This is a genomic window from Nocardioides houyundeii (assembly GCF_002865585.1).
Lineage (GTDB): Bacteria > Actinomycetota > Actinomycetes > Propionibacteriales > Nocardioidaceae > Nocardioides > Nocardioides houyundeii.
The window spans coordinates 2,781,601-2,806,470 of record NZ_CP025581.1 but is presented as its reverse complement, the minus strand read 5'-3'; the positions used below and the strand labels follow the sequence as shown (position 1 = coordinate 2,806,470).

The following is a 24,870-nucleotide window of genomic DNA, read 5'->3' as shown; positions in this document are numbered from 1 at the left end:
TCAGCCGCCGGGACGGATCTGCGTCCGGCCGTCGTCGTCGTCCGGCAGGCCCCACCCCGGCTGGGCCGGCTGACCCCACTGGGGCGGCGCGCCGGCACCGGGCTGGGGCTGGCGGGTCTGCGTCGGGGCGGCCGGGGGCTGGCCCTGGTCACCGGGAGCGCCCCACTGCGGCGCTCCGGGAGTGCCCCACTGGGCGGACTGACCGGACTGACCGGGCTGACCGGGCTGACCGGGCTGCTGGGGCGGGTAGGCCTGGCCCGGGTGGGGCTGACCTGCGACGCCACCCCAGGACGACCCCGGACCGGACTGGCCGTAACCGGGGTACGCCGGCTGCTGCGGGCGCGGGGAGCGCTTGAGGCCGGAGCCGGGGACGGGCTGCCCGCCCTGGCCGAAGAGCAGCGCATAGGTGGCGCCACCGATCGCCCCGCCCAGCAGCGGAGCCACTACGAAGAGCCACAGCTGCATGGCGGCGTCGCCGCCGGCGAAGACTCCGACCCCGATGGAGCGAGCCGGGTTGACCGAGGTGCCGGTGGCGCCGATCGAGGTCAGGTGGATCATCGCGAGGGCGAAGCCGATGGCGAGCGGGGCGAGGCCGGCGAGTGCGGAGTTGCGGGCGTCGGTGACGCCGAGGATCACCCAGACGAAGATCATCGTGAGCAGCGCCTCCAGCAGCAGTGCCGCCCACCACTCGAACCCGCCGGGGCTCTGGTCTCCGAAGAAGTTCTGGCCCAGACCGTCACCGAAGTCGTAGTTCGGGAAGCCCATCATGATCCCGAGCAGGCTGGCGCCGGCCAGCAGACCGCCGACGAGCTGAGCGCACATGTAGACGGGGGTCTCGCGCCAGGCGAGGCGGCCACCGAGCGCGGCGGCCAGGGTCACGGCCGGGTTGAAGTGCCCGCCGGAGATGCGCCCCACGGCCGCGGCCATCACCAGGAGCGCCAACCCGAACGCGAGAGCGGTGGCCACGTAGTTGCCCTGGCTCATCATCGCCGCACCACAGCCGAAGAAGACCAGGACGTAGGTGCCGATGAGCTCGGCGGCGACCTTCTGGCCGGGTGTGGGCTGGCCGTCGGTGGGCTGGTCGGTCGTGGCGGGCGCTGGCCCGATGTTCTCCCCTGTCATGGACCTAGCCTCCCACGACATCGGATGCGAGGCTAGGAATGCCCAGTCAGGTATCTTGACGTCAAGCAATCCATCCGGACCTTCCGACACAGGAGTCGCTGCCATCATGGCCAAGATCATCTACACCCACACCGACGAGGCGCCGCTGCTCGCGACGTACTCCTTCCTCCCCATCATCTCGGCTTTCGCGCGGACTGCTGGTGTGGACGTGGAGACCCGCGACATCTCCCTGGCTGGGCGGATCATCGCGGCCTTCGGCGAGAACCTGACCGCCGAGCAGCGCCTGGACGACGCACTCGCCGAGCTGGGCCAGCTGGCCACCAAGCCCGAGGCCAACATCATCAAGCTGCCCAACATCAGCGCCTCGATCCCGCAGCTCAAGGCCGCGGTCGCCGAGCTGCAGTCCCAGGGCTTCGACATCCCCGACTACCCCGAGGCGCCCTCCACCGACGAGGAGCGCGAGACCCGAGCCCGCTACGACCGCATCAAGGGCTCCGCGGTCAACCCCGTGCTGCGCGAGGGCAACTCCGACCGCCGTGCGCCGGCCTCGGTGAAGAACTACGCGAAGGCGCACCCGCACTCGATGGGCGCCTGGAGCAGCGACTCCAAGACGAACGTGGCGACCATGGGCCACGACGACTTCGCCTCCAACGAGAAGTCGGTGGTGCTGGACGCCGCGGACACCCTGCGTATCGAGCACGTCGCCGCCGACGGCACCACCACCGTCCTCAAGGACGGCCTCGCGGTGCTCCCCGGCGAGGTCGTCGACGGCACCTTCATGAGCGCTCGCGCCCTGGACGCCTTCCTGGCCGAGCAGGTCGCCCGCGCCAAGGAGGAGGGCGTGCTGTTCTCGGTGCACCTCAAGGCCACCATGATGAAGGTCTCCGACCCGATCATCTTCGGCCACGTGGTGCGCGTGTTCTTCCCCGCCGTCTTCGAGCAGTACGGCGAGCAGCTGGCAGCCGCGGGGATCAGCCCCAACGACGGACTCGGTGCCGTGATGGCGGCAGTGGACAAGCTGCCCGACGGTCCGGCCATCCGGGCCGCGATCGAGCAGGGCATCGCCGATGGCCCGGCCCTGGCGATGGTGGACTCCGACAAGGGCATCACCAACCTGCACGTGCCCTCCGACGTGATCGTGGACGCCTCCATGCCGGCGATGATCCGCACCTCGGGCCAGATGTGGAACGCCGAGGGCAAGCAGCAGGACACGCTCGCGGTGATCCCGGACTCCTCCTACGCCGGTGTCTACCAGACGGTCATCGACGACTGCCGCGCCCACGGCGCCTTCGACCCCTCCACCATGGGCTCGGTGCCCAACGTGGGCCTGATGGCCAAGGCGGCGGAGGAGTACGGCTCCCACGACAAGACCTTCGAGCTCGCCTCCGCCGGCACCGTGCGGGTCCTCAACGCCGCCGGCGACGTGCTGATCGAGCACGCCGTCGAGGCCGGCGACATCTGGCGTGCCTGCCAGACCAAGGACGAGCCGATCCGCGACTGGGTCAAGCTGGCCGTGACCCGGGCCCGCGCCACGGGCGTGCCCGCCATCTTCTGGCTGGACGAGCGTCGGGCGCACGACGCTAACCTGATCGCCAAGGTCGACCAGTACCTCCCAGAGCACGACATCGAGGGGCTGGACATCCGGGTGATGGCGCCGGCCGAGGCGACCGCGTTCTCACTGGAGCGGATCCGTCAGGGGCTGGACACCATCTCGGTGACCGGCAACGTGCTGCGCGACTACAACACCGACCTGTTCCCGATCCTGGAGCTGGGCACCAGCGCCAAGATGCTCTCGATCGTGCCGCTGATGAACGGTGGCGGCCTCTTCGAGACCGGTGCCGGCGGGTCGGCCCCAAGCACGTGCAGCAGCTGGTCAAGGAGAACTACCTGCGCTGGGACAGCCTGGGTGAGTTCTTCGCCCTGGCCGCCAGCTTCGAGCACCTCGCGCAGACCTCGGACAACGCCCGCGCCCAGATCCTGGCCGACACCCTCGACCGCGCCACCGGAACCTTCCTCAACGAGGACCGCTCGCCGGGACGCAAGCTGGGCACGATCGACAACCGGGGCTCGCACTTCTACCTCGCGCTCTACTGGGCCGAGGAGCTGGCGAAGCAGACCGAGGACTCCGAGCTGGCGGCGGCCTTCGACGACCTCGCCACGCGGTTGCGCCGCGACGAGAAGACGATCGTGGACGAGCTGCTCGCCGTGCAGGGCTCCCCGGCGGACATCGGGGGCTACTACCGCCCCGACGCGAAGAAGACCGAGGCCGTGATGCGCCCCTCGACGACCTTCAACGCAGCGCTTGACTCGCTCGCCTGAGCTGAAGCACCCACGCGGCGCCGCCGGCCTCTGGTCGGCGGCGCCGCTGTCCGCGTACGCCCTCGTCGTCGTCAACCTCGTGCCGGTCCTCGCCGTGCTGGCCGGGTGGATGTCGACCGGCGACGTGTTCGTCGTCTACTGGCTGGAGAACGTGGCGGTCTGGCTGGTCACCGCCGTCAAGGTGGCCACGGCGCGCGGACCGGTCCCCGCCTCGACGCGGGTGCGCATCAACGGCCGTCCGGCCGAGCAGGTGCCGGCGGTGGCGCTGGCCCTCTTCTTCAGCTTCCACTACGGGATCTTCACCCTGGTCCACGGAGCCTTCGCCTTCGTCCTGGCGGCCGGAGCGGGGGGTGGGTCCGGCGTCCGGAACTGGCTGCTAAGCGGGGTCGCGTTCCTGCTGAGCCACCTCGTCTCGCTCCTGCTGAACTGGTTCGGCCAGGACGAGCGGTCCCAGGTGTCCCCGCAGGCAGCCATGGGACAGCCCTACCCGCGGATGCTGGTGCTGCACGTGGCCATCATCGGGGGCTTCTTCCTGCTGGCCTCGAGCGCCGGTGGCCTGGACCAGGGCTCCGCGATCGGACCGGTGCTGCTGCTCTGCGGGCTCAAGACGGCCGTCGACCTCTGGTTCCACCTGCGGGAGCGACAGCGGGCCCGAGGAATAGTGGACCCGGTCCCTGGCGCTGCATCCTCGTGACTGCCATGACGCGCCTCTCCGACTCCACCGACGAGCGGGCCCCCGGGCCCCGGGGTGCGCACGTGGGGCTGGCCATCGCTGCCCTGGCGATGGGCGGGTTCGCCATCGGCACCACCGAGTTCGTCTCGATGGGCCTGCTGCCCCAGGTGGCCCGCGGCGTCGACGTCTCCATCCCCTCCGCAGGGCACGCCATCTCCGCCTACGCCGTGGGCGTGGTCGTCGGGGCACCGGCGATCGCGTTCCTCGGCTCCGGCTGGCCCCGGCGCGCGGTGCTGATCGGCCTGATGACGCTCTTCGCGCTCGGCAACGCCGCCACCGCCCTGGTCACCTCCTACCCGGGGCTGCTGGCGGCTCGCTTCGTCTCCGGCCTGCCGCACGGTGCCTTCTTCGGAGTGGCCTCCCTGCTGGCGGCGAGCCTGGCCAGACCAGGCAGGCAGGGCCGGGCGGTGGCCAAGGTCATGCTCGGGCTGTCGTTCGCCAACGTGGCCGGGGTCCCCGCGGCCACCTGGCTGGGACAGAATCTGGGTTGGCGCTCGGCGTACTGGCTGGTGGCGGCGCTGGCCCTGGTCACGCTGGCGCTGGTGACGGCCTTCGTGCCCACCCGGCCCGGTGATGCCACGGCCTCCTGGCGTCGCGAGCTGCGTGCCCTCGGGGATCCCCAGGTGCTGCTCACCCTGGTGGCCGGAGCCATCGGGTTCGGCGGCATGTTCGCGGTCTACACCTACGTCGTGCCGACGCTGACCGAGGTGGGCGGCCTCCCGGAGTCGGCCGCGCCGGTCTTCCTGCTGGCCTTCGGCCTGGGCATGGTGGCGGGGACCTGGTTGGCCGGCGAGCTGGCGGCCTGGTCGGTCTTCCGCTCGCTCTTCATCGGCGGCGGCGGGCAGGGGCTGCTGCTGCTGGTCTTCGCGCTGGCGGCTCCGGCAGGCTGGTGGACACTGCCCGTGGTCTTCGGCATCACCGCGACCGGGTCGGTGCTGGTGGTCAACCTCCAGCTGCGCCTGATGGACGTCGCGGGGGACGCGCAGACCATCGGGGCGGCGATGAACCACGCCTCGCTCAACCTCGCCAACGCGCTGGGTGCCTGGCTCGGCGGCCTGGTCATCGCGGCGGGCTGGGGCTACCGGGCACCGGCGGTGGTCGGCTTCGGGCTGTCGATGCTCGGACTGGTGGTGCTGGGGCTCTCGGCCCGGCTGCACGTGGGGGAGCGGCGCCGCACCGCGTCGAGGTGAACCTCGGCGAGCGGGGCTGGCCGCGGCCTGAGAGAATGGTTGACATGTCCACCGCCTCGACCGCCCGCCCCCGAGTCCTGTCCGGCATCCAGCCGACGGCCGACTCGTTCCACTTCGGCAACTACCTGGGCGCCCTGCGGCAGTGGGTGGACCTGCAGGACGAGTACGAGCCGTTCTTCTTCATCGCCGACCAGCACGCCATCACCGTGGAGCAGGAGCCCAAGGTGCTGCGCGAGCGCACCCGTCGGGCCGCCGCCCAGCTGCTGGCGATGGGCATCGACCCGGCGCGCTCGGCGATCTTCGTGCAGAGCCAGGTCCCGGCCCACGCCCAGCTCGGATGGGTGCTGCAGTGCCTGACCGGCTTCGGCGAGGCGCGGCGGATGACGCAGTTCAAGGACAAGTCAGCCAAGGCGGGGGAGGGAGCAGCCAGCGTCGGGCTGTTCACCTACCCGATCCTGATGGCCGGTGACATCCTGCTCTACCGCCCGCAGTACGTCCCGGTGGGCGAGGACCAGCGCCAGCACCTCGAGCTCACCCGTGACCTGGCGCAGCGCTTCAACCACCGCTACAAGAAGACCTTCCGGCTGCCCGAGCCGTTCATCCTCAAGGAGACGGCCAAGATCACCGATCTCCAGGAGCCGACGGCCAAGATGTCGAAGTCCGCCTCCTCGCCCAACGGGATCATCGAGATGCTGGACGAGCCGGCGGTCAGTGCGAAGAAGATCCGGTCGGCGGTGACCGACTCCGAGGCCGAGATCCGCTTCGACGTGGCCGAGAAGCCGGGAGTCTCCAACCTGCTCACGATCCACTCCGCCCTGTCGGGCGCCACCGTCGCCGAGCTGGAGGAGCGCTTCGCCGGGCGCGGGTACGGCGACCTCAAGAAGGAGCTGGCCGAGGTCGTGGTGGAGTTCGTGACCCCCTTCCGCGACCGCACCTTCGAGCTGCTCGAGGACCGGGCCCACCTCGACTCGGTCCTGGCCGAGGGCGCGGCCAAGGCGTCCGTGGTCGCCGAGGCGACGCTGCGCGACGTTTACGACCGGGTGGGCTTCGTGCTGCCGGGTGGCAAGTAGTGTCCAGCCTCGTGCAGACCAACGACGTGCAGACGATCGGCGTCGCGATCGCGATCCCCGAGCCCTGGGCGACCCAGCTCCAGGACTACCGCACCTCGCTCGGGGACGAGACCGCATCGAGCATCCCCACCCACATCACGCTGATCCCGCCGCTGACGGTGCCGCACTCCGAGCTCGACCGGGTGGAGCGGCACCTGGAAGGTGTGGCCCGTGATCACGAGGCCTTCCGGATCCACCTGCGCGGCACCGGGACGTTCCGGCCGATCTCGCCGGTGGTCTTCGTGACCGTGGTCCAGGGCATCTCCGGCTGCGAGCGCCTGGCCCAGGCCGTGCGCCAGGGGCCGTTGCGCGTCGAGCTGGAGTTCCCCTACCACCCGCACGTCACCGTCGCCCACCACCTCGAGGACCCGCTGCTCGACCGCGCCTTCGAGGAGCTGGCGAGCTTCGACTGCCTCTTCGAGGCCTCTGAGTTCCACCTCTACCACCACTCCGGCGACCAGGGCTGGGTCCCCACCAGGGCCTTCCGGCTCGGAGGGGAGGGGTCATGAGGTTCGAGCGTCGCCACGCGGTCCTGCTGCTGACCGTCGCCGCCTGGAACGTCTTCTCCTTCGGCAACTTCGCCCGAAACCTCTGGACGGCGTACGACGCGGGGGAGGACCGTGCGACGGGCTACTGGGTGGCCCACACGATCCTGATCGTGGTCAACTTCGCGATCGCGGCGGTCCTGGGCTCCCTGGGCTGGAAGGCCTGGCGGGCGACCCGCTCCTGAGCGCTGCCGAGAGCTGCGAGCGCTGCTGAGTCGGGCCTCGGGCCCGTGCGGACGACGAAGACCCGGTCCCTGGGAAGGGACCGGGTCTTGGTGTCGTGCAGGTGTGCTGGCGCTGCGTCAGTGGCCGTGCTTCATGGCGGTGCGCAGGTCCTTGTTGAGCTGGGAGATCACGTCGAGCGGGATCTCCTTGGGGCAGGCAGCGGTGCACTCACCGATGTTGGTGCAGCCTCCGAAGCCCTCGTGGTCGTGCTGGCCGACCATCTCCACGACACGGGCGTCGCGCTCGGGCTGGCCCTGGGGCAGCTCCCCGAGGTGGGTGATCTTGGCGCCGAGGAACAGCGAGGCCGAGCCGTTGGGGCAGGCCGCCACGCAGGCGCCGCAGCTGATGCAGGTGGCCATGTTGAACGACCGCATCGCCTTGTCCCGCGGGACGGGAACGGAGTTGGCCTCCGGGGCCGAGCCGGTGTTGGCGGAGATGTAGCCGCCGGACTGGATGATCCGGTCGAAGGCCCCACGGTCCACCACGAGGTCCTTGATCACCGGGAACGACTCCGCGCGCCACGGCTCGATCGTGATGACGTCGCCGTCGGAGAACGAGCGCATGTGCAGCTGGCAGGTCGTGGTGACCTCGGGGCCGTGCGCCTGGCCGTTGATCATCAGGCCGCACATGCCGCAGATGCCCTCGCGGCAGTCGGAGTCGAACGCGATCGGCTCCTCGCCCTTCTCGTTCAGCTGCTCGTTGAGGACGTCCAGCATCTCCAGGAAGCTCATGTCGTCGGAGATGTCGGACACCTGGTAGGTGTGCATGGCACCGTCGGTCGTCGCGTCCGGCTGGCGCCAGATCTTCAGGGTCAGGTTCATGCTCACTTGTAGCTCCGCTGCTTCATCTCGATGGCCGTGTAGATCAGGTCTTCCTTGTGCAGCACGGGCTGGCCGTTGTCGCCGCCCCACTCCCACGCGGCGACGTAGGCGAACTCCTCGTCGTGACGCAGCGCCTCGCCGTCCTCGGTCTGGGACTCGGCACGGAAATGGCCGCCGCAGGACTCGCGGCGGTTCAGGGCGTCGATGCACATGAGCTCACCGAGCTCGATGAAGTCGGCCACTCGGCCGGCCTTCTCCAGGCTCTGGTTGAGCGTGTCGGCGGTGCCCAGGACCTTCAGGTCGGTCCAGAAGCTGGCCTTGAGCTCACGGATCAGGTCGATCGCCTTGCGCAGGCCCTCCTCGCTGCGCTCCATGCCGCAGTACTCCCACATGATCGTGCCGAGCTCCTTGTGGAAGCTGTCGGCGCTGCGGGTGCCGTTGATGGAGAGGAAGGTGGAGATCCGGCTCTCGACGTCGGTGCGCGCCGCGACCACGTCGGGGTGGGACTCGTCGATCCGCTCGAAGGGGGCGTCCGCGAGGTAGTCGCGGATCGTGTTCGGCAGCACGAAGTAGCCGTCAGCCAGGCCCTGCATCAGCGCCGAGGCGCCGAGACGGTTGGCACCGTGGTCGGAGAAGTTGGCCTCGCCGGCCACGAACAGCCCCGGGATGTTGGACTGGAGGTGGTAGTCCACCCACAGACCGCCCATCACGTAGTGCACGGCGGGGTAGATCCGCATCGGCGTCTCGTACGGGTTCTCACCGGTGATCCGGGCGTACATGTCGAACAGGTTGTCGTACTTCTCCCGGATGCCGTCCTCGCCCAGGCGGGCGATCGCGTCGGCGAAGTCGAGGTAGACCCCGCGCCGGAAGTCGCCGACCTTGGGGCCGACGCCGCGGCCCTCGTCGCACATGTTCTTGGCCTGGCGGGAGGCGATGTCGCGGGGGACCAGGTTGCCGAACGCCGGGTAGATCCGCTCCAGGTAGTAGTCGCGGTCCCCCTCGGGAATGTCGCGCGGGTCCTTCTCGCAGTCCTCGGCCTTCTTGGGCACCCAGATGCGACCGTCGTTGCGCAGCGACTCCGACATCAGCGTCAGCTTGGACTGGTGCTCCCCGGAGACCGGGATGCAGGTGGGGTGGATCTGGGTGTAGCAGGGGTTCGCCATGTAGGCGCCCTTGCGGTGTGCCCGCCAGCCCGCGGTGACGTTGGAGCCCATCGCGTTGGTGGAGAGGTAGAAGACGTTGCCGTAGCCGCCGGAGGCCAGCACGACGGCGTCCGCGAGGTGCGTCTGGATCTCACCGGTGACCAGGTCGCGGGCGATGATCCCGCGGGCCTTGCCGTCGATCAGGATGATCTCGAGCATCTCGTGCCGGGTGAACTGCTGCACGGTGCCGGCCGCCACCTGGCGCTCCATGGCCTGGTAGGCGCCGATCAGCAGCTGCTGACCCGTCTGGCCGCGGGCGTAGAAGGTGCGGGAGACCTGGACGCCGCCGAAGGAGCGGTTGTCGAGCAGGCCGCCGTACTCCCGGGCGAACGGGACGCCCTGGGCCACGCACTGGTCGATGATGTTGGCGCTGACCTCGGCGAGGCGGTAGACGTTGGACTCGCGCGAGCGGTAGTCGCCGCCCTTGACCGTGTCGTAGAACAGGCGGTGGGTGGAGTCGCCGTCCTCCTTGTAGTTCTTGGCGGCGTTGATGCCGCCCTGGGCGGCGATCGAGTGGGCCCGGCGCGGGGAGTCCTGGAAGCAGAAGGACTTCACCAGGTAGCCGGCCTCGCCGAGCGTGGCGGCGGCGGCGCCACCGGCCAGGCCGGTGCCGACGATGATCACGCTCATCTTGCGGCGGTTGGCCGGGTTGACCAGGCGGTTGTCGAACTTGCGGGTGGTCCAGCGGTCCTTGATCGGGCCGGTCGGGGTGACCGGGTCGACCAGGGGCTCACCGAGGGTGTAGTAGCCGCGGGCGTCGTCGGAGACCTGCACCGGTGGCTTGTTGAGCTGGGTGGTTCCGTCCAGGAGAGCCATGGGGTCGGGGGTTCCTTACTTGGAGACGATGCCGAGGAGGATGGAGAGCGGGACGAGGATGAAGCCGCCGGCGATCACGACGGCGACCACCCAGCCCGCGGCCTTGGCGCGGGCCCGGGACCTGGCGGTGTTGGTCAGGCCCAGCGTCTGGGCGGCGCTCCACGTGCCGTGGCGCAGGTGCATGCCGAGGGCGAGCATGGCCAGGACGTAGATCAGCGACATCCACCACAGCTCGAAGGACTCGTAGACGAGGTTGAACGGGTCGTTGGTCTCGCCGCCCGCGGGGTTGACCTTGCCCACCGTGAAGTGCAGCAGGTGCCAGATCAGGAAGAGCAGCAGGGTCAGCCCGCCCCAGCGCATGGTGCGCGAGGAGAGCGAGGAGTGGATGTTCTTCTTGACCGCGTACTTGGTCGGTCGCGCCTTCTGGGCCCGGAGCGTCAGCACGACCGCGGCGTACACGTGGGCCACCAGCGAGACCAGGAGCACCACCCTCAGCACCCACAGCAGGCCGTTCTCGGGCAGCATCGGCTCGCCGAGGGTCCGCAGGTGGTGCGCGTACTCGTTGAACGCGTCGTGGCCCGCGAAGACCTTGAGGTTGCCGTACATGTGCAGGAGCAGGTATCCGATGAATACCAGTCCGCTCACGGCCATGGTGATCTTGAGTGCAATCGTCGAACGCGTCGACCGGGAACCCTTCACGAGGGTTCGGGAGGTGAGTTGGGTTGCCACAAGAGGGCACGGTACCGCGCGTCCTGCCGAAGGTGTGAAGGCGGCTGTGTGACATACGCCCGGTTACCGGCCGGTCACCATTTGCCGGGACGGCGGAGCCCTGCTGCCGGGGCCTCTCCGAGGGGTCTGGCATGTAGACCACCGCACCGGGCCCGGCGCGGCCCGGCCTATCCTGCCGCTCATGACCCCACCCCACGACAGACTCGCGCTGGCGTCCCCGGACGAGGCCGCGACGGCTGCGGACTGGGAGCGCGCCACTGCCGCGGTGCTCCGCAAGTCCGGCCGGATGAGCGATGAGGACCCGGACGCCCTCGTCTGGCGCAAGCTCGCCCGCACCACCCTCGACGGGATCGAGGTGGCGCCCATCGGGACGGCCGCCGACGCCGCGTCGGTGACCACGCAGGGGCGCCCCGTGCGCGCCGGCGACTGGGACGTCCGCGCCCACTTCGTCGGGCCGGACGCCAAGGCCGCCAACGAGGCCGCGCTGGTGGACCTCAACGGGGGCGTCAGCTCCCTGTGGCTCGAGCTGGGCCAGGGCGTGGAGGTCGACGACCTCCCGGCGCTGCTGTCCGGGGTGCTGCTGGACCTGGCGCCGGTGGTGCTGGACGCGCCGGCGGACCGGCTGGGCGCCGCTCGCGCGCTGCTGGACCTGCTGGGGGAGACCGCCCCCGCCGCGGGCACCAACCTCGGTGCCGCCTGGGACGACGACCACCTGGTCGAGGTCGCCCGGCTGGCCCTGGAGGCCGGCACCCTGGGCGTGGTGGTCGACGCGACACGGATCCACGACCTCGGCGCCAGCGACGCCCAGGAGCTGGGCTGGTCGCTGGCCGCGGGCATCGCGGCGCTGCGCACCCTCACCGCGGCCGGCCTGGAGCTGGAGCAGGCCCTGGGCCTGCTGGAGTTCCGGTACGCCGCGACCGACGAGCAGTTCCCCACCATCGCCAAGCTGCGCGCCGCTCGCCGGGTGTGGAGCCGCGTGGTGGAGCTCAGCGGCGGCTCGACCGAAGCCGGCGTGATGCGTCAGCACGTGGTCACCAGCCGACCGATGATGAGCAAGTACGACCCCTGGGTCAACATGCTGCGCACCACCGTCGCCGCCTTCGCCGCCGGTGTCGCCGGCGCCGACTCGCTCACCGTGCTGCCGTTCGACGCGCCCCTGGGGCTGCCGGACGCACTGGGCCGCCGCAACGCACGCAACACCTCCGCGCTGCTGCTCGCCGAGAGCCACGTGGCGGCGGTCACCGACCCCGCCGGCGGCTCCTACGCGGTGGAGAGGCTCACCGACGACCTGGCCCATGCCGCCTGGCAGGAGCTGACCAGGATCGAGGAGGCCGGCGGCCTGGCCGCCGCGTCCGCCGACGGTTCGTTGCAGAGCCGGATCGAGGCCGTCGTGGCCGTGCGCGACGCCGAGATCGCCCGCCGCAAGCGTCCCCTGACCGGGCTCAGCGAGTTCCCCAACCTCGCCGAGACGCTGCCCCCGCGCACCCCTCATCCCTCCAGCGACGCCGTACGCCGCTACGGCGCGCCGTTCGAGGCGCTGCGTGACTCCCCGGCCGAGCGGACCGTCTTCCTGGCCACCCTCGGTCCGGTCGCCCAGCACACCGCTCGGGCCACCTTCGCCACCAACCTGCTCGCCGCGGGGGGCATCGCGGTGGACGTCGCGGGTCCCACCAGCGGCGTCGACGCCGTGCTGGCCGCGTACGCCGGGCAGCCCGTGGTGGTGCTCGCCGGCACCGACCCGACGTACGCCGAGTGGGGACAGCCCCTGGTCGCCGCGCTGCGCGAGGCCGGCGCCACCCGGGTGATCGTGGCCGGCAAGCCCGGTGACCTCGGGGTGGACGACTCCTGCGCCATGGGCGTGGACGCCCTCGACTTCCTGACCCGAACCCGAGAGGCCCTGTCATGACCATTCCCGACAGCTTCGCCGGACTGCCGCTCGACGGCGGCGCCGGCCACGGCACCCAGCCGGCCGGGGACCGCGAGCCCTGGCTCTCTCCCGAGGGCATCGACATCGCGCCGGTCTACGGGCCCGAGGACCTCGAGGGCCTGGACGCGCTGGACACCTGGCCCGGCCTGAGCCCGTTCCTGCGCGGTCCCTACCCGACGATGTACACCACCCAGCCGTGGACGATCCGCCAGTACGCCGGGTTCTCCACCGCGGAGGAGTCCAACGCCTTCTACCGCCGCAACCTGGCGGCAGGTCAGAAGGGGCTCAGCGTGGCCTTCGACCTGGCCACCCACCGCGGCTACGACTCCGACCACCCGCGGGTGCGCGGCGACGTCGGGATGGCCGGGGTGGCCATCGACTCCATCTACGACACCCGGACCCTGTTCGACGGCATCCCGCTGGACCAGATGTCGGTCTCGATGACCATGAACGGCGCCGTCCTTCCGGTGCTCGCGCTCTACATCGTCGCGGCGGAGGAGCAGGGGGTGAAGCCGGAGCAGCTCGCGGGGACGATCCAGAACGACATCCTCAAGGAGTTCATGGTCCGCAACACCTACATCTACCCGCCGCTGCCGAGCATGCGGATCATCAGCGACATCTTCGCCTACACCAGCCAGCGGATGCCGCGCTTCAACTCCATCTCGATCTCCGGCTACCACATGCAGGAGGCCGGGGCGACGGCCGACCTGGAGCTGGCCTACACGCTGGCCGACGGCGTGGAGTACATCCGTGCCGGGCTCGCGGCCGGGCTCGACATCGACCACTTCGCGCCGCGGCTCAGCTTCTTCTGGGCGGTCGGGATGAACTTCTTCATGGAGGTCGCCAAGATGCGGGCCGCCCGGGCCCTGTGGGCCCGGCTGGTCGCCGAGTTCGAGCCGAAGAACCCCAAGTCGCTGAGCCTGCGCACGCACAGCCAGACCAGCGGCTGGAGCCTCACCGCGCAGGACGTGTTCAACAACGTCCAGCGCACCTGCATCGAGGCGATGGCCGCGACCCAGGGCCACACCCAGTCGCTGCACACCAACGCCCTGGACGAGGCGATCGCGCTGCCGACCGACTTCTCGGCCCGCATCGCGCGCAACACCCAGCTGCTGCTCCAGCAGGAGTCGCGCACCGGCGAGGTCATCGACCCCTGGGCCGGCTCCTACTACGTGGAGAAGCTCACCCACGACCTGGCCGAGAAGGCCTGGGCGCACATCATGGAGGCCGAGGCCGCCGGCGGGATGGCCAAGGCCATCGAGCAGGGCATCCCCAAGATGCGGATCGAGGAGGCGGCGGCCCGGACCCAGGCCCGCATCGACGCCGGGACCCAGGCCGTGATCGGGATCAACACCTACCGGCTGGCCGACGAGGACCCGCTGGAGGTGCTGCGGGTCGACAACAACGAGGTCTACAAGCAGCAGATCGCCAAGCTGGAGCGGCTGCGCGCGGAGCGGGACGACGACGAGGTGCGCCGCACGCTCGACGCCCTCACCGCCTCCGCCGAGCGGGGCCACGACGGCGGGAGCCTGGACGGCAACCTGCTCTCCCTCGCCGTCGACGCGGCCCGGGCCAAGGCGACGGTCGGCGAGATCTCGGATGCGCTGGAGAAGGTCTACGGCCGCCACCAGGCGGTGATCCGCACGATCAGCGGTGTCTACCGGGACGAGGCCAGGATGGGCGAGGAAGGCGAGAGCAAGGTCGCGCAGGTGCTCGCGGCGACGGCCGACTTCGAGGAGGAGGAGGGGCGCCGCCCCCGGATCCTGGTGGCCAAGATGGGCCAGGACGGTCACGACCGCGGCCAGAAGGTGGTGGTCACCGCGTTCGCCGACCTCGGCTTCGACGTCGACGTGGGCCCGCTGTTCTCCACCCCCGAGGAGGTCGCCCAGCAGGCGGTGGACGCCGACGTGCACATCGTCGGCGTCTCGTCCCTGGCCGCCGGCCACCTCACGCTCCTGCCCGCGCTGAAGCAGGCGCTGGCCGAGCAGGGCCGCCCCGACATCATGATCGTCATCGGCGGCGTGATCCCGCCCGACGACGTGGCGACGCTGCGGGAGATGGGGGCGGCGGAGGTGTTCCTGCCCGGGACGGTCATCGCCGAGAGTGCGCTGGGGCTGCTGACGCGGCTCCGCGGACGTGACGACGAGTCCCCCTCCCGGTGACGGTGCGCCCCGGGGTGGACGTCGCCGAGCTCGCCGCCGGGATCGGTGAGGGCAGGCGCGCCGCGATCTCGCGGGCCATCACCCTGGTGGAGTCCTCGCGGCCCGACCACCGGGCGCTGGCGCGTGAGCTGCTCACCGAGCTCGCGCCGGCGCCCGGGGCCGCGCCGCTGGCGGTGCGGGTGGGCATCTCCGGGGTGCCCGGCGTCGGCAAGTCCACCTTCATCGAGTCGCTCGGCACGCTGCTCACCGAGCAGGGCAGGCGGGTCGGCGTGCTGGCGGTCGACCCCTCGAGCGTGCGCACCGGCGGGTCGGTGCTGGGCGACAAGACCCGGATGTCGCGGCTCACCGTCGACCCGAACGCCTACATCCGGCCCTCGCCGTCGGCCGGCACCCTGGGCGGCGTCGCCCGCGCGACCAGCCAGGCGATGACCGTGCTGGAGGCCGCCGGCTACGACGTGGTGCTGGTCGAGACCGTGGGGGTGGGGCAGTCCGAGATCACCGTGTCGCGGATGGTCGACACCTTCCTGTTCCTCACCATCGCCCGCACCGGCGACCAGCTGCAGGGCATCAAGAAGGGCATCCTGGAGATCGCCGACGTGGTGGCGGTGAACAAGGCCGACTCCTCCGACGGGGGAGAGCACGAGGCACAGGCGCGGGTGGCGGCTCGCGAGCTGGCAGGGGCGCTGCGCCTGGTGCGCGGCGCCAAGGAGTGGGCTCCGCCCGTGGTGACCTGCTCGGGCCTGACCGGCGCCGGAGTCCAGGACGTCTGGCAGCGGGTCCTCGGCCACCGCGAGCACCTGGCCGCCGAGGGCCTGGCGGCCAAGCGCGCCGAGCAGCAGCTGGAGTTCACCTGGGCCCTGGTGCGCGACGAGCTGGAGCAGCGGCTGCGGCGCTCCTCGGGAGTGGCGCGGATCCGCGACGAGGTGCGTGCCGAGGTGCTGGGCGGCCGGATGGGGGCGCCCGAGGCGGCCGACCGGATCCTGGGTGCCTACCTGGGCGACCAGGGCTGAGCCTGGATCACCCCAGACGGGCACCGGCGAGCCGGGTGTCCGTGGGGTGCGCGGGTACGCGCCCCTGGGAGCCGGGCAACGTAACCTAGGTCCGATGCCTCCTCTGTCCTCCGAACCCGCGCCCCCGACCGATTCCGCCTCGGGGGTGATCGACGAGGTGGTGACCAAGTACGCCGACCAACTGGTCGATCTGCGCCGGGACCTGCACGCCCACCCCGAGCTGTCCTGGGCCGAGTCCCGCACCAGTGGCGTGGTGATGTCCCATCTCGAGGACACCGGATGGCAGGTGCATCGCGTCGAGGGCGGCGGACTGGTCGCCGACCTCGGCGCCCCCGGTCGCACCGTGGCGCTGCGCGCCGACCTCGACGCGCTGCCGGTGGAGGACCTGATCGAGGACCCCTGGGTCAGCACGGTCCCCGGTGTGGCGCACGCGTGCGGGCACGACGTCCACGTGACCTCGCTGATCGGTGCCGGGCTGGCCCTCTCGGAGGTGCAGCACCGCGGTCTCCTGCACGGCCGGGTGCGGCTGATCTTCCAGCCTGCCGAGGAGGTCATGCCCGGCGGGGCGCTGCACCTGCTCGCCCACGGGGCCCTGGACGACGTGGACGAGATCTTCGGGCTGCACTGCGACCCCAGCCTCGACGTCGGCATGGTGGGGCTCCGGGTGGGCCCCTTGACGGGCGCGGCCGACGCACTCAGCGTCCGGCTGTACGGCAAGGGCGGGCACACCTCGCGCCCGCACCTCACCGAGGACCTCACCTTCGCCCTGGCCAAGCTGGTCACCGAGCTCCCCGCCATCCTCTCCCGCAGGCTCGACCCGAGGGCGGGAGCGAGCGTGGTGTGGGGACGCATCCACGCCGGGTCGGCACACAACGTCATCCCCGGGGCCGGTGAGGTCGCGGGCACCGTGCGGATGCTCGACGCGGGCGCCTGGGCGGAGGCCGAGCAAGTGGTGCGCAGCCTGATCGGGGAGATCATCGCCCCCTACGGGGTTACCGCCGAGATCTCCTACCAGCGAGGGGTGCCGCCGGTGGTCAACGCTGCGCGCGCCACCGACGTGCTGGGGCGCGCGGTCGAGGAGGTGCTCGGCAGCCAGGGCCGCGTGCCCACCCGCCAGAGCCTGGGCGGGGAGGACTTCGGCTGGTACCTGGACCGGGTGCCCGGCGCCATGGGGCGGCTCGGGACCCGCACTCCGGGCGGGCCGACGTACGACCTGCACCAGGGGAACCTGCGGGTGGACGAGGGCGCGGTCACGATCGGAGCCCGGGTGCTGGCCGAGGCCGCTGTCGTCGCACTCGCCTCCTAGCAGCACTCCGCCCGAGCCCCGCCCGAGCCCCGTCTGAGTCGGGTCGGACACACGTTGGTCACCCTCCGATAACGAAGTGGCTCCCGGCGCTCGCGGAGGTTTGCCGGGTATTACTGTGACCCCGATGTGCGCCGTCTGGCGCGAGCAACCAAAGATCAGGAGGCGCCGTGTTCAAGACGGCCCGTATCGCCGCAGTGGTCAGCATCGCTGCCCTCACCCTCGCCGCTTGTGGCGACCGTCCGGCTGACGAGGCCGACGACGACACCAAGACCCCGTCCGCCTCGGCGAGCGCCTCCGCGCCGGCCGAGCAGGTCGACTTCAAGGCCTGCATGGTCTCGGACTCGGGCGGCTTCGACGACAAGTCGTTCAACCAGACCTCGCACGACGGCATGGAGAACGCCGCGAAGAACCTGGGTGTGCAGACCGGTGAGGTCGAGTCCCACTCCGACAGCGAGTACGGCGACAACATCGAGGCGCTCGTCTCCCAGGGTTGCGACTCCATCACCACCGTCGGGTTCCTGCTGGGCGACGCCACCCTGGCTGCCGCGAAGAAGCACAAGGACGTCGACTTCTCCATCGTCGACTTCGCCTACGACAAGGCTCCCAAGAACGTCAAGGGCATCATCTTCAACACCGACGAGAACTCCTTCCTGGCCGGCTACCTGGCCGCCGCCACCACCGAGTCCGGCACCGTCGGCACCCTGGGCGGCATGAACATCCCCACCGTGACGATCTTCATGGAGGGCTTCCGCCAGGGCGTGGAGAAGTACAACGAGGACGAGGACGCCGACGTCAAGCTCCTCGGCTGGGACGGCAAGTCCGGCTCGTTCACCGATGACTTCGACGACAAGACCAAGGGCCAGGCGATCGCCGAGCAGATGATCGGCCAGGGCGCTGACATCATCTTCCCGGTCGCCGGTCCCGCCGGCCTCGGTGGCCTGCAGGCCGCCAAGGACGCCGACGTCAACGCCATCTGGGTCGACACCGACGGCTGCGTCTCGGCCGCCGAGTACTGCGACATCCTGCTGACCTCGGTCGTCAAGGCGATGGACGTCGCCGTTGAGGAGTCCATCAAGGCCTCCATGGACGAGGAGTTCAGCAACGAGCTGTACGTCGGCACGCTGGAGAACGGCGGCGTCAGCCTGGCCGACCTCTCCGACGAGGTCGACTCCGAGGTCGCCGACAAGATCGCCGAGCTCCGCGAGCAGATCATCTCGGGCGACATCAAGATCGGCTGATCACCGGTCCAGTCGCCTGGACACGCACGACGCCGGGGTGGGGACCCGTTTCCCTGCCCCGGCGTCGGCGTTCGGCTGTCTTTCGTTCTACTGTCATTGCCAGGCCCGTCCTCGCGCGGGCGCTGGGCTGTGCTGCTGATTCACTGCTGATTCACTGCCGTTCCAACTGTCATCGGCAAGTCGAGAGGGACTTCTTTGAGGCTCGAGATCCAGGGGTTGACCAAGCGGTTCGGCTCCTTCACGGCCAACGACAGCATCGATCTGACGATCGAGCCCGGGGAGATCCACTGCCTGCTGGGGGAGAACGGCGCCGGCAAGTCGACGTTGATGAACATGCTCTACGGGCTGCTGGACCCGTCCGAGGGACGCATCCTCGTCGACGGCGAGCCCGTCACCTTCTCCTCGCCGAGCGACGCCATCACGGCGGGCATCGGGATGGTGCACCAGCACTTCATGCTGGTCCCGGTCTTCACGGTGGCCGAGAACGTCATGCTGGGACGTGAGCACACCCGCGGACCCGGACTGCTGAACCGCGCGAAGGCTGCGCAGACAGTCCGCGAGCTGTCCTCGCGCTACGGCCTGGCAGTCGATCCGGACCGTCTGGTGGAGGACCTGCCCGTCGGGGTGCAGCAGCGTGTGGAGATCATCAAGGCCCTCTCCCACGACGCCAAGGTGCTGATTCTCGACGAGCCCACCGCGGTGCTGACGCCGCAGGAGATCGACGAGCTGATGGAGATCATGCGCTCGCTCAAGGCCCAGGGCACCTCCATCATCTTCATCACCCACAAGCTGCGCGAGGTCAAGGCCGTCGGTGACCGGATCAGCGTGATCCGTCGTGGTCGGGTGGTGGGCACCGCGGACCCCGGTGCCCCCGAGGCCGAGCTTGCCGAGATGATGGTGGGTCGCGAGGTAAAGCTCGTAGTGGACAAGGACGCGCCCCAGACCGGTGCGGACGTGCTGAGCGTGGAGAACCTGACCGTGGTGGATCCCCGGGGACACCAGGTGGTCAAGGACGTGTCCCTGACTGCCCGGGCCGGTGAGGTGCTCGGCATCGCCGGGGTCCAGGGCAACGGCCAGACCGAGCTCATCAAGGCTCTGCTCGGCCTGGTCCGCCCAGACGCGGGCGTGGTGCGGCTGGCCGGGGAGGACATCTCCCGGTACGGCCCGAAGGAGAGCCTGGACGCCGGCATCGGCTACATCCCCGAGGACCGCTCGCACGACGGCTACGTCGGGACGTTCAGCGTGCGGGAGAACCTCATCCTGGACCTGTACCGCTCTCCGGAGTTCTCACGCGGCCCCGCGCTGCGACTGGACGCGATCTCCCAGAACGCCGACGCCCGGATCGAGGAGTTCGACATCCGGACCGAGAGCCGGGAGACGCCGGTGAGCTCCCTCTCCGGCGGCAACCAGCAGAAGGTCGTCGTGGCCCGGGAGTTCTCCCGGCCGCTGAAGGTGCTCGTCGCCTCCCAGCCGACCCGTGGCGTGGACGTGGGCTCCATCGAGTTCATCCACAAGCGGATCATCGCCGAGCGGGACCGCGGCACCGCAGTCGTCATCGTCTCCACCGAGCTGGACGAGATCTATGCCCTGTCCGACCGCATCGCGGTCATGTACGACGGCCGCATCGTCGGCACGGTCACCCCCGACATCCCCCGCGAGAAGATCGGCCTGCTGATGGCCGGCGTCGCGGACGAGCCCACCGAGGTGAGCGCATGAGTCCCGAGACCCCCGTGGCCAGCGGCACGGATCCCAAGCCCGACCCCGCGACCGTGGAGAAGGCCGAGCCGACCAGCCCGGTCACCTGGCTGCCCACGATGGTGGAGACGCTGGCCGCCATCGTGATCGCCCTGGTGATCGGCGCCGTGCTGGTGGTGCTGAGCGACCAGGACGCGATCGAGGCGCTGCCCTATCTGTTCAGCTATCCCGCGGACTTCTTCTCCGCCTCGTGGGACGCGATCTCCTCCTCCTACTCCGCTCTGGTACGTGGGTCGGTCGGCAGCTGGGACCGGATCAGCACCACCCTGGAGCGCTCGGCCCCGTTGATCTGCTCCGGGCTCGGTGTCTCGCTGGCCTTCCGGGCCGGCCTGTTCAACATCGGCGCCACCGGACAGATGGTCTTCGGGTTCCTCGCCGCGGGCTACGTCGGCTTCTCCTGGGACCTGCCCGCGGGCATCCACATGCTCGTCGCGCTGGTCGCCGGCATCGCCGGGGGCGCGCTGTGGGGTGGTCTCGTGGGCTTCCTCAAGGCCCGCACCGGTGCGCACGAGGTGATCACCACCATCATGCTCAACTACGTGGCCGCCTCGATCCTGCTGTACGCCCTGAGCAAGGACGCCTTCCAGCGCCCCGGCAGCGACAACACCCAGTCACCCCCGGTGGCGGACTCGGCCACTTTCGGCAGCGTGTTCGACATCCACCTCGGGGTGGGCCTCGCCCTGCTCGCGGCCGTCGTGGTGTGGTGGCTGCTCGAGCGCAGCACCCTGGGCTTCGAGCTGCGCGCCGTGGGCGCCAACGCCGAGGCCTCGCGCACCGCGGGGATGAACGTCTCCAAGGTGTTCACCGTGGCGATGCTGCTCGCCGGCGCCCTGGCGGGCCTGGGCGCCACCATGCAGGTGCTGGGCGACCAGTCCTCGCTGAGCCCGACGCTGGCCGGCAGCGTCGGCTTCGACGCGATCACGGTGGCGCTGCTGGGCCGCGCCACGCCGCTGGGCACCGTGCTGGCCGGCCTGCTCTTCGGGGCGCTCAGCGTGGGCGGAGTGGCGATGCAGGCCTCGGCTGGCACCCCCAAGGAGCTCGCGCAAGTGCTGTCGGCCCTGATCGTGCTCTTCGTGGCCGCACCGGCCCTGGTACGTGGCATGACCCGGCTCCGGACGCGCAGCGCCGGATCCACCGTGATGGCGAAGGGATGGGGCGGATGAGCGCCGCGACTGCTGTGAGCACCACCGGCGACGTCCAGGTGCGCGACCGAGCCGACGTACGGCGGCAGGTGAGGCTGGTGGTCGTCTACGCGCTGGCGGTGCTGGCGCTGGTCGTCTTCGCGCTGACCACCAACGACGCCACCGTCTCCTACACCCTCGAGCCGACGGTGAACCGCAAGGAGCACCCGCCGGGGGAGCTCGACGGCTTCCTCGTGCTCTGGCCCGCCCTCGTGGTCTCGGTGCTGGCGCTGGCGCTCGCCGCGCTCAACCGGGTGCCGCGCACCTGGGTCGGGCTCGTGGTCCACCTGGCGGTGGGTCTGGCGTTCTTCGCCGGATTCCTGGTCTGGGCCTACGCCGACCAGGAGGTTGCCGGCTCCATCGTGATGACCAACCCGCTGCCCGGCACCATCCGCCTCGCCACGCCGCTGGTGTTCGGCGCGCTGGCCGGGGTGCTGTGCGAGCGGGCCGGGGTGATCAACATCGCCATCGAGGGCCAGTTCCTGATGGGCGCGTTCTTCGCCGCGGTGGCCTCCTCCTTGGCCTACAACGCCGAGGTCGGCCTGCTCGGGGGCGTGCTCGCCGGCGTCGCGATGAGCGCCCTGCTCGCCGTCTTCGCGATGCGCTACCTCGTCAACCAGGTGGTGCTGGGCGTGGTGCTCATCGCGCTGGCCACCGGACTGACCAGCTTCCTGCTCAGCCAGATCCCCAACGACCCCGAGATCAAGGGCTACCTCAACGAGCCGTTGATCCTGCCGCGGATCGACATCCCGGTGCTCTCCGACATCCCGGTCATCGGTCCCACCCTCTTCAGCCAGACCCTGCTGGTCTACCTGATGTACCTCTCCGTCGTGCTGGTCACCTGGCTGCTGTTCCAGACCAAGTGGGGGCTGCGGGTGCGCGCCGTGGGCGAGCACCCCAAGGCCGCCGACACCGTGGGCATCAAGGTCAACCGGGTGCGCTGGCAGGCGGTGCTCCTCGGCGGCGTGTTCGCCGGCCTCGGCGGGGCGTTCTTCACCGTGGGGTCGACGGGCAGCTTCGACAACGGGGCCTCGGCCGGCAACGGCTTCATCGCCCTGGCGGCGGTCATCATGGGCCGCTGGCACCCGGTCTTCGCCTCCCTGGCGGCGCTCTTCTTCGGCTTCATGTGGACGCTGCAGTCCCAGCTGGCGTTCCTGGACCGGATCCCCGGCGAGCTGCTGCGCGCCTCGCCCTACCTGGCCACGGTCATCGCCGTCGCCGGATTCGTGGGACGGGTCCGTCCACCGGCGGCCGATGGCGAGCCCTACGTGAAGAGCTGACGTGGCTGCTCCCTCGTGGTCCCTCGACGACTGGGACGCCCTGCGCGAGCGGGCGGTGGAGATTGCCGCCCACGCGTACGCGCCGTACAGCCGCTACCAGGTGGGTGCCGCCGCCCGGGTGCAGCGGCCCGACGGCACCGCGACGGTGCTGGTGGGCTGCAACGTGGAGAACGCCTCGTACGGCGTGGGGCTGTGCGCCGAGTGCGGGCTGGTCTCCCAGCTGCACGCCAGCGGGGGAGGCCGGCTGACGCACTTCGTCTGCGTCAACGGTCAGGCGCAGATCATCATGCCGTGCGGCCGGTGCCGCCAGCTGCTGTTCGAGCACGGGGGAGCGGAGCTGCTGCTGTGGACGGTGTCCGGCATCAGAACCATGGACCAAGTACTTCCCGACGCGTTCGGGCCCAACGACCTCCCCACCGACTTCAAGGAGACCTGACGTGGCATCACACGACGCCGTCGAGGTGATCAGCACCAAGCGCGAGCGTGGCCAGCTCAGCGACAGCCAGATCGACTGGGTGATCGACGCCTACACCCGCGGGCAGGTGGCAGACGAGCAGATGTCGGCCCTGGCGATGGCGATCCTGCTCAACGGGATGGACCAGCGTGAGATCGCGCGCTGGACCGCCGCGATGATCGCCTCGGGCGAGCGGATGGACTTCTCCTCCTTGAGCCGACCCACCGCCGACAAGCACTCCACCGGCGGCGTGGGCGACAAGATCACCCTGCCGCTGGCGCCGCTGGTCGCCGCCTGCGGCGTGGCGGTGCCGCAGCTCTCGGGCCGCGGGCTCGGTCACACCGGCGGCACGCTGGACAAGCTCGAGGCGGTGCCGGGATGGCGCGCCGCACTGAGCAACGACGAGCTGCTGGCGCAGCTGGAGTCCGTGGGCGCCGTGATCTGCGCCGCCGGCGACGGTCTGGCGCCGGCCGACAAGAAGCTCTACGCCCTGCGCGACGTCACCGGCACGGTGGAGGCGATGCCGCTGATCGCCTCCTCCATCATGAGCAAGAAGATCGCGGAGGGCACCAGCGCCCTGGTCCTCGACGTGAAGGTCGGCACCGGAGCGTTCATGAAGGACCTGGACCGGGCGCGCGAGCTCGCGACCACCATGGTGGCGCTGGGCAAGGACGCCGGGGTGCACACCGTCGCACTGCTGACCGACATGTCCACCCCGCTGGGGCTGACGGCCGGCAACGCCATCGAGGTCGCGGAGTCCGTCGACGTGCTGGCCGGGGGCGGGCCCGCCGACGTGGTCGAGCTGACCCTGGCACTGGCGCGAGAGATGCTCGCCGGGGCGGGGGTCACCGACGTCGACCCGGCCGACAAGCTCGCCGACGGCTCCGCGATGGACGCCTGGAAGCAGATGATCCGGTCCCAGGGCGGGGACCCCGACGCCGCGCTGCCCACGGCACGGGAGTCCCACGTGGTCACCGCGCCGACGACCGGGGTGCTGACCCGGCTGGACGCGATGGCCGTCGGGATGGCGGCCTGGCGGCTCGGGGCCGGCCGGGCCCGCAAGGAGGACCCGGTGCAGGCCGGGGCCGGTGTGGTCTGGCACGCCCGGCCCGGTGACCAGGTCACCCAGGGAGCACCCCTGTTCACCCTGCTGACCGACGAGCCGGAGCGCTTCGAGCGGGCGCTGGCCTCCCTGGAGGGCGGCTACGACGTCGGCGACGCCGCGTCGTACACCCCGCAGGCCCTGGTGATCGACCGGATCAGCTGAGCGGCCCTCAGGGCAGCAGCAGCACGACCGTCTCGGCGACGCAGGCCGGCTTGGCCTCGCCCTCGATCTCCACGGTGTGCTTGAGCACCATCTGCACGCCGGTCGGCAGCTCGGTGACCTCGCCCATCGAGATGTGCGAGCGCACCCGCTTGCCGACGCGCAGCGGCATCGGGAACCGCACCTTGTTGACCCCGTAGTTGAGCTTGGCGCCCGGGGTCTCCAGCTCGAAGACGCCCATGCCCAGCGCCGGGATCAGGGAGAGGGTGAGGTAGCCGTGGGCGATGGTGCCGCCGAACGGACCCTGCGCCGACCGCTCGACGTCGACGTGGATCCACTGGTGGTCCCCGGTCGCCTCGGCGAACTGGTTGACCCGCTCCTGGTCGATCTGGAGCCAGTCGCCGGTGCCGAGCTCCTCGCCGGCAGCTGCGACGACTTCCTGGAGAGTGTTGAAAGTGCGCACGTGTGTCCCTTCGCCCAAG

At 70.5% G+C, this 24,870-nt stretch carries 20 protein-coding genes and 1 pseudogene; 16 read left to right on the top strand and 5 right to left on the bottom strand.

Translation table 11 applies throughout. From position 1 onward, the window contains the following. Complete coding sequence (locus C0R66_RS13430) at positions 1 to 1,122, bottom strand: aquaporin (protein WP_101525127.1); 1,122 nt, start codon at positions 1,120 to 1,122, stop codon at positions 1 to 3. Between the two features lie 106 nt (positions 1,123 to 1,228). Here C0R66_RS13430 and C0R66_RS13425 point away from each other — a divergent pair. The 6 genes and pseudogenes from C0R66_RS13425 to C0R66_RS13400 all read left to right on the top strand — a co-directional run bounded on the left by C0R66_RS13425 (position 1,229) and on the right by C0R66_RS13400 (position 7,203). Further along, positions 1,229 to 3,441, top strand: a pseudogene (locus C0R66_RS13425) (NADP-dependent isocitrate dehydrogenase). Then, positions 3,425 to 4,135, top strand: a complete 711-nt coding sequence (locus tag C0R66_RS13420; protein ID WP_101525126.1) for a DUF6498-containing protein — start codon at positions 3,425 to 3,427, stop codon at positions 4,133 to 4,135. The pseudogene C0R66_RS13425 and the gene C0R66_RS13420 overlap by 17 nt, the downstream one beginning before the upstream one ends. Before the next feature lie 5 nt (positions 4,136 to 4,140). Further along, a complete protein-coding gene (locus tag C0R66_RS13415; RefSeq protein WP_101525125.1) occupies positions 4,141 to 5,364 on the top strand; it encodes an MFS transporter in 1,224 nt (407 codons plus the stop codon). 35 nt (positions 5,365 to 5,399) lie between these two features. After that, a complete protein-coding gene (trpS, locus tag C0R66_RS13410; protein WP_199286686.1) occupies positions 5,400 to 6,434 on the top strand; it encodes a tryptophan--tRNA ligase in 1,035 nt (344 codons plus the stop codon). Positions 6,435 to 6,445: 11 nt separating this feature from the next. After that, complete coding sequence (locus C0R66_RS13405) at positions 6,446 to 6,982, top strand: 2'-5' RNA ligase family protein (protein WP_240311540.1); 537 nt, start codon at positions 6,446 to 6,448, stop codon at positions 6,980 to 6,982. Then, positions 6,979 to 7,203, top strand: coding sequence for an SCO4848 family membrane protein (locus C0R66_RS13400; RefSeq protein ID WP_101525123.1), 225 nt, complete (start codon positions 6,979 to 6,981; stop codon positions 7,201 to 7,203). Before C0R66_RS13405 ends, C0R66_RS13400 begins: the two co-directional genes overlap by 4 nt. 117 nt (positions 7,204 to 7,320) lie before the next feature. Here C0R66_RS13400 and C0R66_RS13395 read toward each other — a convergent pair whose 3' ends face one another. Genes C0R66_RS13395 through C0R66_RS13385 form a run of 3 tightly spaced genes read right to left on the bottom strand, consistent with a single transcriptional unit; the run spans position 7,321 to position 10,781 of the window. Continuing rightward, complete coding sequence (locus tag C0R66_RS13395) at positions 7,321 to 8,064, bottom strand: succinate dehydrogenase/fumarate reductase iron-sulfur subunit (RefSeq protein WP_101525122.1); 744 nt, start codon at positions 8,062 to 8,064, stop codon at positions 7,321 to 7,323. A gap of 2 nt (positions 8,065 to 8,066) precedes the next feature. After that, positions 8,067 to 10,082: a fumarate reductase/succinate dehydrogenase flavoprotein subunit gene (locus C0R66_RS13390; RefSeq protein ID WP_101525121.1), complete on the bottom strand. Its 2,016-nt coding sequence runs from the start codon at positions 10,080 to 10,082 to the stop codon at positions 8,067 to 8,069. A gap of 15 nt (positions 10,083 to 10,097) precedes the next feature. Beyond that, positions 10,098 to 10,781, bottom strand: coding sequence for a succinate dehydrogenase cytochrome b subunit (locus C0R66_RS13385; protein WP_275888065.1), 684 nt, complete (start codon positions 10,779 to 10,781; stop codon positions 10,098 to 10,100). 211 nt (positions 10,782 to 10,992) lie between these two features. Here C0R66_RS13385 and C0R66_RS13380 point away from each other — a divergent pair, with 211 nt between their 5' ends. The 10 genes from C0R66_RS13380 to C0R66_RS13335 all read left to right on the top strand — a co-directional run bounded on the left by C0R66_RS13380 (position 10,993) and on the right by C0R66_RS13335 (position 24,391). After that, positions 10,993 to 12,717, top strand: a complete 1,725-nt coding sequence (locus C0R66_RS13380) for a methylmalonyl-CoA mutase family protein (RefSeq protein ID WP_101525119.1) — start codon at positions 10,993 to 10,995, stop codon at positions 12,715 to 12,717. Continuing rightward, positions 12,714 to 14,900 (top strand): methylmalonyl-CoA mutase, encoded by a 2,187-nt coding sequence (gene scpA, locus C0R66_RS13375; RefSeq protein ID WP_101525118.1) that lies wholly within the window; start codon positions 12,714 to 12,716, stop codon positions 14,898 to 14,900. The genes C0R66_RS13380 and scpA overlap by 4 nt, the downstream gene beginning before the upstream one ends. After that, positions 14,897 to 15,910: a methylmalonyl Co-A mutase-associated GTPase MeaB gene (gene meaB, locus C0R66_RS13370; RefSeq protein WP_199286685.1), complete on the top strand. Its 1,014-nt coding sequence runs from the start codon at positions 14,897 to 14,899 to the stop codon at positions 15,908 to 15,910. The genes scpA and meaB overlap by 4 nt, the downstream gene beginning before the upstream one ends. 94 nt (positions 15,911 to 16,004) lie before the next feature. Further along, on the top strand, positions 16,005 to 17,216 hold the full coding sequence (locus tag C0R66_RS13365; RefSeq protein WP_101525117.1) for an amidohydrolase: 1,212 nt from the start codon (positions 16,005 to 16,007) through the stop codon (positions 17,214 to 17,216). Positions 17,217 to 17,383: 167 nt separating this feature from the next. After that, the gene (locus C0R66_RS13360) at positions 17,384 to 18,454 is read left to right on the top strand and encodes a BMP family lipoprotein (protein ID WP_101525116.1); all 1,071 of its coding nucleotides are present in this window, start codon (positions 17,384 to 17,386) and stop codon (positions 18,452 to 18,454) included. A gap of 195 nt (positions 18,455 to 18,649) precedes the next feature. Next, positions 18,650 to 20,170 carry an ABC transporter ATP-binding protein gene (locus C0R66_RS13355; protein ID WP_101525115.1) on the top strand — a complete coding sequence of 507 codons (1,521 nt, stop codon included), beginning with the start codon at positions 18,650 to 18,652 and terminating at the stop codon, positions 20,168 to 20,170. Beyond that, complete coding sequence (locus C0R66_RS13350) at positions 20,167 to 21,372, top strand: ABC transporter permease (protein ID WP_101525114.1); 1,206 nt, start codon at positions 20,167 to 20,169, stop codon at positions 21,370 to 21,372. Before C0R66_RS13355 ends, C0R66_RS13350 begins: the two co-directional genes overlap by 4 nt. Beyond that, positions 21,369 to 22,670 carry an ABC transporter permease gene (locus C0R66_RS13345; RefSeq protein ID WP_101525113.1) on the top strand — a complete coding sequence of 434 codons (1,302 nt, stop codon included), beginning with the start codon at positions 21,369 to 21,371 and terminating at the stop codon, positions 22,668 to 22,670. The genes C0R66_RS13350 and C0R66_RS13345 overlap by 4 nt, the downstream gene beginning before the upstream one ends. Position 22,671: 1 nt before the next feature. Next, positions 22,672 to 23,106: a cytidine deaminase gene (locus tag C0R66_RS13340; RefSeq protein ID WP_101525112.1), complete on the top strand. Its 435-nt coding sequence runs from the start codon at positions 22,672 to 22,674 to the stop codon at positions 23,104 to 23,106. A 1-nt stretch (position 23,107) separates the two neighbouring features. Beyond that, on the top strand, positions 23,108 to 24,391 hold the full coding sequence (locus C0R66_RS13335) for a thymidine phosphorylase (RefSeq protein WP_101525111.1): 1,284 nt from the start codon (positions 23,108 to 23,110) through the stop codon (positions 24,389 to 24,391). Positions 24,392 to 24,398: 7 nt separating this feature from the next. Here the strand turns inward: C0R66_RS13335 and C0R66_RS13330 are convergent, their stop codons facing one another. Then, positions 24,399 to 24,851: a MaoC family dehydratase gene (locus tag C0R66_RS13330; protein ID WP_101525110.1), complete on the bottom strand. Its 453-nt coding sequence runs from the start codon at positions 24,849 to 24,851 to the stop codon at positions 24,399 to 24,401. Positions 24,852 to 24,870 lie beyond the last annotated feature (19 nt).